We start from the raw sequence: 1,576 nt of genomic DNA, 5'->3' as shown, positions 1-1,576 counted from the left end.
GGGCTGGGGCTCAAGGGCATGGTCACTGCCTTCGATGATGCCGTCACCAATGGCATCCGCCGCGACAGAACGATCATGGAGATGCTGGCCGACCTGCTGCGTGCCGAGACTGCACATCGGGAGGCAGGGGACTATCAGGAATTTCGTGTGCGGCGAGGCGGTTGACCATCAGACCGTCATGGCCCTGATGAAACGTTCGCCGAAGAGCACGGCAAATTGCGCCTTCGCCATATTCCATTCGCGCGGTGGCATTTTCCACTCTTTTTCCGATCGGTTCAAGATCAGATAGAGCAGCTTGGTGGCGGCCTCATCACTGGGGAAATGGCCCCGGGCACGAACAGCGCGGCGAAGCTTGGAGTTCAAGGCTTCTATCGAATTTGTGGTGTAGACGATCCGCCTGACCTCATCAGGAAAGGCGAAAAATGGGATGACCTCGGGCCATGCTCGGCGCCAACTCTGGCCGATGGCGGGATAGCGCTGCCCCCAGAAGCTTGCTTCGAAGGCTGTCAGCGCTTCCTCGGCGGCCACTGCATCAACGGCACGGTAGATGGCTTTCAGAGCCATTCCGAGCGCCTTGCGATCCTTCCACGTGACGAAATCCATCGAGTTTCGCAGCAAGTGTACGATGCATGTCTGGACCATCGCTTCGGGGAAGACCGCAGTGATGGCGTCGGGAAAGCCCTTGAGGCCATCGACGACGGCCAGCATGATGTCCTCGACGCCGCGGTTGCGCAGTTCATTCATGACGCGCAGCCAGAATTTGGCGCCTTCATTCTGTTCCAGCCATAGCCCCAGGACCACCTTGGTGCCGTCGGCCATGACGCCCAGGGCGATGTGGATAGCTTTATTGCGGACCATGCCCTCATCGCGGATCTTGACCCGGATCGCATCGAAGAAGACCAGCGGATAGGCCGGGTCCAGCGGGCGTTGCTGCCAGGCCGCGACTTCCTCCAGCACAGCGTCGGTGATCGTGCTGATCAGATCGGGCGAAGCATCAATGCCATATAGTTCGCGCAGATGACCCGTGATCTCCCGGGTGCTCATGCCGCGCGCATACATCGAGATGATCTTGTCGTCGAAGCCGGGGAAGCGCCGCTGGTATTTGGCGATCAGCTGCGGATCGAAACTGCCGGCTCGATCGCGCGGCACCTCGATCTCGATCCGTCCGCTGTCGGTCGTCACCGTCTTGCGACCATAGCCATTGCGGTTGTTGCCGACCTGATCATTGTGCCCGAGATGATGATCCATCTCCGCGTTGAGGGCCCGTTCGGCAAAAGCCTTCTTCAGGGAATCGAGCAAGCCGCCCTGGCTGAGCGCCGCCGCCGCGTCAGTGCCGGCCAGCAACTGATCGAGAATGTCGTTCGGTATCGAGGGTTCTTTCCGTCGTGACATATTGGGTCTCCTTGTTGCCCATTATGCCTCGCCGCACACGAAATTTCTGATAGTCCCGGAGGCAGCGTCGATCCGCTACCGGATGACCGCGGCGAAGCTTCCGGCAATCAAGGACCTGGATGGGTTCATGTTCGACGGAACGCCGATCAACGAAGGGCTGATCCGCTCCCTGCACGCCGGCTCC

General features: G+C 60.1%; 1 protein-coding gene and 2 pseudogenes. 2 read left to right on the top strand and 1 reads right to left on the bottom strand.

Translation table 11 applies throughout. The features are described from left to right. Positions 1-126, top strand: a pseudogene (locus tag C2R25_RS18090) (ATPase); the annotation flags it as partial. Between the two features lie 42 nt (positions 127-168). On the opposite strand, the gene C2R25_RS18085 reads toward C2R25_RS18090, so the two are convergent. Next, positions 169-1,392: an IS256 family transposase gene (locus C2R25_RS18085; RefSeq protein WP_103730512.1), complete on the bottom strand. Its 1,224-nt coding sequence runs from the start codon at positions 1,390-1,392 to the stop codon at positions 169-171. Between the two features lie 58 nt (positions 1,393-1,450). On the opposite strand from C2R25_RS18085, the pseudogene C2R25_RS18080 reads away from it, so the two are divergent. Next, positions 1,451-1,576, top strand: a pseudogene (locus C2R25_RS18080) (ATPase); the annotation flags it as partial.

The sequence above is a fragment of the Novosphingobium sp. HII-3 genome (genome assembly GCF_002916655.1).
GTDB classification, from domain to species: Bacteria; Pseudomonadota; Alphaproteobacteria; order Sphingomonadales; family Sphingomonadaceae; genus Novosphingobium; species Novosphingobium panipatense.
The sequence above is the reverse complement of the archived record's forward strand: the minus strand, read 5'-3'. Positions and strand labels throughout refer to the sequence as shown.

Excerpts from the sequence above, each read along its gene's own strand:
- C2R25_RS18085 (WP_103730512.1), bottom strand. The coding sequence starts at position 1,392 with ATGTCACGACGGAAAGAACCCTCGATACCGAACGACATTCTCGATCAG.